8 protein-coding genes are annotated in these 7641 nt (G+C 69.7%); all 8 read left to right on the top strand.

Annotated features, from left to right (window positions below; translation table 11 throughout):
• The coding region (locus KBX53_RS15275; RefSeq protein ID WP_210859955.1) for a hypothetical protein at positions 1-569 on the top strand (569 nt) is incomplete at its 5' end.
• A gap of 1 nt (position 570) precedes the next feature.
• On the top strand, positions 571-855 hold the full coding sequence (locus tag KBX53_RS15270; RefSeq protein WP_030330897.1) for an acyl carrier protein: 285 nt from the start codon (positions 571-573) through the stop codon (positions 853-855).
• Positions 848-1420, top strand: a complete 573-nt coding sequence (locus KBX53_RS15265) for an alpha/beta hydrolase (protein ID WP_210859953.1) — start codon at positions 848-850, stop codon at positions 1418-1420. Before KBX53_RS15270 ends, KBX53_RS15265 begins: the two co-directional genes overlap by 8 nt.
• Positions 1417-2958 carry an AMP-binding protein gene (locus KBX53_RS15260; protein WP_210859951.1) on the top strand — a complete coding sequence of 514 codons (1542 nt, stop codon included), beginning with the start codon at positions 1417-1419 and terminating at the stop codon, positions 2956-2958. The genes KBX53_RS15265 and KBX53_RS15260 overlap by 4 nt, the downstream gene beginning before the upstream one ends.
• Positions 2948-4369: a S8 family serine peptidase gene (locus KBX53_RS15255; RefSeq protein ID WP_210859949.1), complete on the top strand. Its 1422-nt coding sequence runs from the start codon at positions 2948-2950 to the stop codon at positions 4367-4369. The genes KBX53_RS15260 and KBX53_RS15255 overlap by 11 nt, the downstream gene beginning before the upstream one ends.
• A gap of 62 nt (positions 4370-4431) precedes the next feature.
• A complete protein-coding gene (locus KBX53_RS15250; RefSeq protein WP_210859947.1) occupies positions 4432-5649 on the top strand; it encodes an MFS transporter in 1218 nt (405 codons plus the stop codon).
• Positions 5615-6838 carry an acetyl-CoA carboxylase biotin carboxylase subunit family protein gene (locus tag KBX53_RS15245; protein ID WP_210859945.1) on the top strand — a complete coding sequence of 408 codons (1224 nt, stop codon included), beginning with the start codon at positions 5615-5617 and terminating at the stop codon, positions 6836-6838. The genes KBX53_RS15250 and KBX53_RS15245 overlap by 35 nt, the downstream gene beginning before the upstream one ends.
• A partial coding sequence (locus KBX53_RS15240; protein WP_210859943.1) for an acetyl-CoA carboxylase biotin carboxylase subunit family protein occupies positions 6831-7641 on the top strand: 811 nt, incomplete at its 3' end. The genes KBX53_RS15245 and KBX53_RS15240, both read left to right, overlap by 8 nt.

Genomic DNA, 7641 nt, shown 5'->3' with positions numbered 1-7641 from the left:
ACCTCGACGAGACGGGCCCGATCGGGCTGGACCACGCCTGCGGCGGCAACGGCTACCGGGCGAGTTACACACTGGGCATCGGCCCGGCCGCCGAGAACTACATGGGTGAGCGGAGCTACCGCAACCACACCAACGTGGACCGCTGGATCAAGGACGTCGAGGACGGCATCATCCCGATCGAGCAGGGCCGGATCTGCAGTGAGGACGAGGTCGAGAACCGGGTGATGGTGTTCTTCCCGGTCTTCGGCACCGTACGCAAGGCGGACGTGGCCAACCTGGAGAAGTACCGCCGGGAGATCAACTGGATGGTCGAGAGCGGGTACGCGATCGAGACCGACGAGGACATCACCCTCACCGAGGTCGGCCGGGAGAACGCCGGCAACATCGCCTTCCTGTTCTACTCCGACGAGGAGAAGGCGCGGGCCCGGCGCACCATGTACCTCTCCCTGAAGAACAAGCGCAACCCGTTCCACCAGGACGAGATGAACATCCCCCGCACACCGGTCTTCCTGCAGTCCAAGCTGGCGACCCGGCCAGCCGACTCCAGCACCGCGCCGAAGGCGGGCTGACGTGACGAGCACCGACCGGAAGACCCGCGCCGACATCGAGGACGACCTGCGCAAGATCGCGGCCGAGGTCTTCCCGAACCACGACGTCGAGTTGACCTCGAACACGCCCCTGTTCAACGGCGGGCTCTCGTTGAACTCCACCCAGATGATCGAGCTGACGCTGGCCTTCGAGTCGTACTACGACATCGAACTCGAACCGGAGCTGCTGACGGTGGAGCACTTCGCCACCCTCGGCTCGCTCGCGACCATGCTCGAGGACCAGCTCAACGACGACTCCTATGTCTGATGGGGTACGCGTCGTCCTGGTGCACGGCAACGCCGGAGCAACCATCGACGGCATCTGGTTCCCGTACCTCAAACGGGAGCTTGAGGCTCGGGGCCACAACGTGGTGGCCCAGACCTTCCCCGATCCGATCAAGGGTCGGATGCGGTACTGGCTGCCCTACCTGACCGACGTCATCCGTCCGGACGACCAGACGGTCATCGTCGGGCATTCGTCGGGAGCACTGACCGCACTGCGGTACGCGGAGTCGGCGCCGCTGCTGGGCACCTTCGTGGTGGCCGGGCACCACACCGACTGCGGCTTCGAACTCGAACGGCGCAGCGGATTCTTCGACCAGCCGTGGGACTGGGCGGCGATCAAGCGGAACCAACGCTTCATCGTCCAGTTCCACTCGACGGACGATCCGTGGGTCCCCCTCGACGTGGCCCGGGAGCTGCACCGACTGACCGGCAGCCGGCTGACGGTGATGGAGGGGATGGGCCACTTCGGGTCGTACGACCAGAAGCTGGACACCTTCCCGGAGCTGCTGGAGGCGGTGTGCCGGCAACTCGAGATGGTCGACAGGTGACCGGTGGCCCGCTCCGCTTCGTCGACGAGGTCATCGACCGCCGCCACGACGACGACGCCGTGGCGGTGGTCGATCTGGCCACCAGCGTCCAGGTGTCCTACCGGACGCTGGCTCGGCGGGTCCAGGCCCTGACCGACCTGCTGGCTCCCCTCGTCGGGCGGCACGGCACCGTCGCGATGGTGATGGACAAGTCCATCGACTCGGTGGTCTGCATGGTGGCGGCGCTTCGACTCGGCGCGCGGTACGTCCCCGTCGACGAGTCGTTGCCGCCGGCCCGGACCGCGGTGCAGTTCGCCAGGTGCCGCCCGACGGTGACGGTGGCGCATCCGCGGTATCTCGGGCTGCTCGCCGAGGCGGCGGCCGGCACTCTGGTGGTCGCCGGTGACTCCTGGGACGTGTCGGCTGAGGCCGACTACCGGCCGTCGGCGTACGGGGACAGGACGCCGGACGACCAGGCGTACGTCATCTTCACCTCGGGATCGACCGGCGGCCCGAAGGGCGTCATGATCAGCCACCGCAGTGTGTGCGCGCTGCTGGAGGGCGTACACCAGGTGGTCGGTTGTCCGGAACGGATGCGATACATCAACGTGGCGCCGCTGTTCTTCGACGCGTCCGTTGTCGACCTGTACTCCACCTTCCTGGTCGGCGGCAGCGTGCACCTGCTGCCCCGGCTGTCGATGGCCGGCCAGGTCACGCAGGCGTGCGAGCAGTGGGGCATCACCGACGTGCTGCTGGTGCCCTCGGTCATCCGGATGCTGCTCGGGCGGTTCAGCGACATCGACCGCCGCGACCTGAGCTCCCTGCGCCGCCTGTGGTTCGGCGGGGAGTCGTGCCCGACCTCGCTGCTGCGGGCGATGGACAAGAAGCTTCCGGGTCTGACCTATGTGCACGGCTACGGCCCGACCGAGACCACGCACAGCGCCACCCTGTACGTGACCGACGACATCGCCGGCCACGATGACGAGTACCTGCCGATCGGGACCCCGCTGCCCGCCGTCGACGTCCTGATCGTCGACGACGACCTGCGACCGGTGCCCGACGGCGACACGGGTGAGCTGCTCATCGGCGGCCCGCAGGTCATGCTGGGTTACTGCGAGGAGCGGGCGAGGACCGAGCAGGTGCTGATCACACGCGGCTCCCCCGAGATCCGGTACTACCGGTCGGGCGACTTCGTTCGGCGCACCGGCGCCGGTCAGCTCGTCTTCGTCGGCCGACGCGACGACGCCGTGAAGATCGCCGGAAACCTCGTGCACACCTCCGAGGTCGAAGCCGCGGCGCTGGCCGTGGACTGGGTGGTCGACTGCTGCTCGGTGGTGACCCAGCACCGGGTCGCCGGCCGGGCCATCACGCTCTTCGTCCTGGCCGCCGACCGGACCGGCGCCGAAACCGACCTGAGGGCCGAGCTGGCCCGGGTGTTGCCGCCGTACATGGTCCCGGCCAAGATCGTCATGATCGACGAGGGCGACGTCGGCCTGACACCGACCGGCAAACTCGACCGCTCCCGCCTGCGCGACCTGGTGACCTCCGATGATCGATGACGAGATAGCCGCGTTCACCCGGCGGGGTGTGCTGACAGTTGTCCCACGGGCGGCGAGCGGGCGCAGCCTCACCGACCCCGCCGAGCTGCTGCGCCACGGTGTCGAGGAGTTCCTCCCCACGCCGGCCACCGTCGACCGGGTCGCCGAGGCGCTGCTCCGGGAAGGCCTCGCGATCGAGGCCCGAACCGACGTGGGCCTGACCGTCAGCGGCGAGCAGAGCCTGCTCGGGGACGTCTTCGGCAGCGCCGTCGGCGTGGTCCGCAACAAGTACATCCGCGACTCCCCCCGCTACGAACTCGTGGCGCGGGGTCCACTGCGTTCCCGGGTGTGCACCGACCTCATCAGTGCGGTCTCGGTGCCACGTTCCGGATTCGAGCTGACCGTCACCGCGTCGCCGCCGGTGGTGCGCGGGACCGGGCACCACCTCCGCCTTCCCGGCGACGCGGTGCGGGTGGCCGGAGCCGAAGCGCTGCACGCCGCCGGTGTCCGCGGCGACGGCGTCCGCGTCGTCATGGTCGACACCGGCCTCTACGACCACCCGCATCACCGCCAGCACGGCTACCGGACCTCGGTCGTCCCCGCACTGGCGCAGCTCGATCCCGCTGTCGACGAACGCGGTCACGGCACCGCGATGTCGGCGCTGCTGCTGGCGGTGGCGCCCGACGTGTCGCTCACCATGGTCAAGATGGCCACCGAGGGCTTCTCGTTTCCGGTCGCCGCGTTCCAGCGGGCGGTGCAGCTCGAACCTGACGTCATCTCCTGCAGCTGGGGGACGTTGCGCGCGGAACCCCATCTGCATCTCGAGGTGGCCAACGCGATCCGGCGGGGCTGCACAGTGCTGTTCGCCGCCGGTAACGGCTCGACCGACCGGCCGACAGCGATGTTCCAGTCCGTCGCCACCCCTGGTGCGATCACCGTCGGGGGCGTGCACGTCGGCCCGGACGGCGAGCTGCGGGCCGCCGATCTCGCCTCCAGCTACCGGTCGGCGGTCTTTCCCGGACGGGCCGTGCCGGACGTGTCCGGCCCGTGCGGCATGCTGCCCAACGGCAACTACATCCTCTTCCCCACCCAACCCGGCTGCCTGTTCGACCGTCGCAACAGCAAGTACGACGGCACGGGTGCGGATGACGGCTGGCTGGTGTCGAGCGGCACGTCAGGTGCCACGGCGTACGCCGCCGGCGTGGTGGCACTGGCGATTCAGCAGGGTCTGCCGTGCACCGCCGAGTCGTTGACCGTCCATTGTGTTCCGGTCATCCGGGGTCGTTCCATCACCGGGGACGAGTGCGGTGCGCAGAGCCCGAACCCGGCCACCGGCCACGGTCTGCTCACCGCACACCGATTGGACGGGGTTGTCGCTGCTGATCGGCCGCTGTTACGCTCCTCGATGGACAGACGGGGGAGCTCTGCGTGAATGGACCATTGCGTGCCCCCGCCAGGGAGTCCCCGACAACTGACATCCGGCCCCACCAGATCGTGCGCTTCGTCGGGGGCCGGGGGGTCGCCGCGCTGGCCGACCAGTTTCTGTTGTTCGCCATTCCGCTGCTGGTCTTCAAGACCACCGGCAGTGTCGCCGCGAGCGGGCTCGTCTTCCTGGTCGAGTGGCTGCCGAGGGTCATCTTCGTCCCCGTTGCCGGGGTGCTCGCCGACCGGGTCGACGGCTACCGGCTCTATCTGATCGCCGACAGCGTCCGGGCACTGCTCGCCGTGGGGGCCTTCGCCGCCGTGCTGGCCTGGCCGGGCGCGACGGTGGTGACGCTCAGCATTCTCGCCGCGTCCATGTCCCTGGCCAGCGCCCAGGCGTACATCGCGATGGAGACCACTCTCCCCCGGTTCGTGCCCCCCGAGCACATGGTGCGCGCCCAGTCCGTCATCCAGGGCACCGAGCAGGCGAGCACAGTGCTCGGGCCGGCCATCGCGGTCCTGCTGGCCACGCTGCTGGGAACGACCGATCTCCTGCTGGTGACCGGGGTGCTCTTCGCGCTCACCACGATCAACGTCCTGACCCTGCGCGGCAGCCTGCGCAGTGCGGTCACCAACACCGAGCCCACGACGGTGCGCGGTGTGCTGGCCTCAGTGGCCGAGGGTGCGCGCACGCTGTTCAAGCTCCCCGCGATCGTGGGCCTCGTCGGGCTGACGATGATGGTGAACCTCATGGTCGGCGTCGGCATGGCGACCAGCGCCGCCATCACCACCGGCACCTTCGGCAAGCCCGACCGCTACTTCGGGGTGCTGTCCTTCGCCGAGGGCGTGCTCTCCCTGCTGATCTTCTTCATCATCCCGCGACTGTCCCGGCGGATCACCCCACTGGTCGCCATCCTGGGCACCTTCGTGATCATCTGCCTGGGTGGGCTCACGATCAGCCAGGCGAACACGTTCACGCAGTTCGCCATCGGCTACACGTTGCTGATCGGCACCGTCGGCATCCTGAACGTCTTCATCCGCGCCGAACGGATCCGCCGCATCCCCCGCGAACACCTCGGCAAGACGATCGGCCTCATCGTCCTGCTGAACCAGGTCTCCCTGCCGGTCTCGGGCTTCGTCGTCGCCGTCTTCGCCACCGCGCACGGCCCGCAGGCCGTACTGCTCGGCGCGGTGCTCGGGTCCGTTCTCGTCGCCGTTCTGTTGCTCCCACTGGTCCTTCAACTGAGGTATCCGCATGCGCATCCTGATCCTGCACCGAATCACCGATGACATCATCCGCTACGCGGATGGCCTCGACTTCGAAGCCCACGAGGTGACCTTCATCGGTACGGCCGAGCGCATGGCGACACTGCCCGCACGGCTGCCCGGCACACGGATCGAGCGGCCCGGAACGGGCGCCACGGAGACCGAGGTGGTGGCGGCGCTCGCCGGCCACCCGAAGCCCGACCTGGTCATCGCCCAGTCCGAGTTCGACCTGATCGCCGCGGCGCGCATCCGGGAGGCCCTCGACGTGCCCGGCCCACGCGAGGCCGACGTGCTTCCCGTCCGGGACAAGGTCATGATGAAGGCCGCCGCCGCCCGGGCGGGTCTGCGTGTGCCGCGCTATCTCCCGCTGGCCTCGGCCCTCGCCGGAGCCGACATCGGGTGGTCGGGCCAGACGGTGCTCAAGCCGCTCGACGGCGCCTCCAGCCAGGGCGTACGCGTATTCGACACCGCCGCATCCGCCCTCGAAACGGTACGTCGCGACGGCCTGCCCTCCGACGCGGACCCGAGCGGCTTCGAGATCGAGGAATTCGTCAGCGGCCCGATCATCCACGTCGACGGGTTGGCCGTCGACGGCACCCCGGTCACGCTGCAGGCCAGCCGGTACGTCGGCACCTGCCTCGGGTACGCCGAGGGCAGCCCGCTCGGTTCGGTGCAGACGGACACCCCGCCGGCCGTCGTGGAGTGGACCACCGCCTGCCTACAGGCCGTCGGCATCACCACGAGCCTGTTCCACCTCGAAGGCATCGAGACGCCCGACGGCCTGGTCTTCCTCGAGGTGGCCAGCAGGTTCGGCGGGGCCGGCGTGGCCGACACCTTCGAGCTGGCGACCGGCGTGCACATGCCGTCGGTGCAACTGCGGGCCCTCTCGACGCCCGGCGCCTCCGCCCCCGAGGCGCACGACTCCGGCCCGGACGCCCGGTACGGCTGGTTCATCGTCCCCGGTCACACCCTGGGCGCGAGGTTCTGCACCGTCGACGGCGCGGACGAGTTCCGGCGCAGCCCGCTGACCTGGCGCTGGGTGCAGCGCACCGAGGACGAGCCGGTCAGTCAGGCGCTGAGCTACGCCGAGTACGACGTACCCGTCGCCGGTATCGTCGGCCCGGCACCCACGGCGGTGCTCGAACAGTTCCTGCGGGACATCTTCGCCTCGGTCAAGGTCACGGCCGCCGGCAAGGCGGACAACCATGTCTGAGCTGCTGCTGGTCGGGGTCGGTTTCATGGGCAGGCCGTACCTCGCCGCCGCGCGACGGCTGGGTCTGCGGGTGGCCGCCGTGGAAGGCGCGGCCCGAGCCGCCGACACGGGCGGGCTCGTCGACCACATCCGGGTGGCCCCCGGCAACCACGACGAGCAGTGGGCCGAAGGGGCCTGGGCGGCCGCGGCAGACCGCCGGCCGGCGGGAGTGGTGGCGTTCACCGAGAACAACGTGCTCGGCGCGGCCCTGCTGCAGGACCGGCTCGGCGTTCCCGGCCCGTCCCTGCACGCCGCGACCGTCTCCCGCAACAAGGCTCTGCAACGGGGGCTGTTCGCCGCGGCGGGCATCCGCCAACCGGAGTATCTGATGACCGGCGACCTGGAATCGGCGCGCGACTGGGCCACCGCCCGCCTGCCGGTCGTCGTGAAGCCACTGTCCGCCGCGGGAAGCGAGGGAGTGGAACTGGTCGACAGCCTGGACGCCTTCCAGGACGCTGTGGCACGCCGGAACGACGAGGGTCCGCTCCTGGTGGAGACGGCTGTGGACGGCCCGGAATACAGCTGGGAGGCGCTGATCAGCGAGGGGAAGGTGTGGCTGGCCAACCTCACCGCCAAGGAGACCGCCGAGCCGCCCCACTTCGTCGAGATAGCGCATCGCACCGGCGTCCAGCTCGACCACGAGGCCGCCGCCGAGGTGACGGAGTTCTGCACCGCGGTGGTGAGCGCCCTCGGCATGCGTACGGGCATCGTGCACCTCGAGTTCCGGCTCGCCGCCGACGGGCCGACCCTGATGGAGATCGCCG

Source organism: Micromonospora sp. M51 (assembly GCF_018070305.1).
GTDB lineage: Bacteria > Actinomycetota > Actinomycetes > Mycobacteriales > Micromonosporaceae > Micromonospora > Micromonospora parva.
The sequence above is the reverse complement of the archived record's forward strand: the minus strand, read 5'-3'. Positions and strand labels throughout refer to the sequence as shown.

What these genes read in the sequence shown, in the direction of transcription:
- KBX53_RS15265 (WP_210859953.1), top strand. Translation starts at nt 848, where the DNA reads ATGTCTGATGGGGTACGCGTCGTCCTGGTGCACGGCAACGCCGGAGCA.
- KBX53_RS15255 (WP_210859949.1), top strand. Translation starts at nt 2,948, where the DNA reads ATGATCGATGACGAGATAGCCGCGTTCACCCGGCGGGGTGTGCTGACA.
- KBX53_RS15245 (WP_210859945.1), top strand. Translation starts at nt 5,615, where the DNA reads ATGCGCATCCTGATCCTGCACCGAATCACCGATGACATCATCCGCTAC.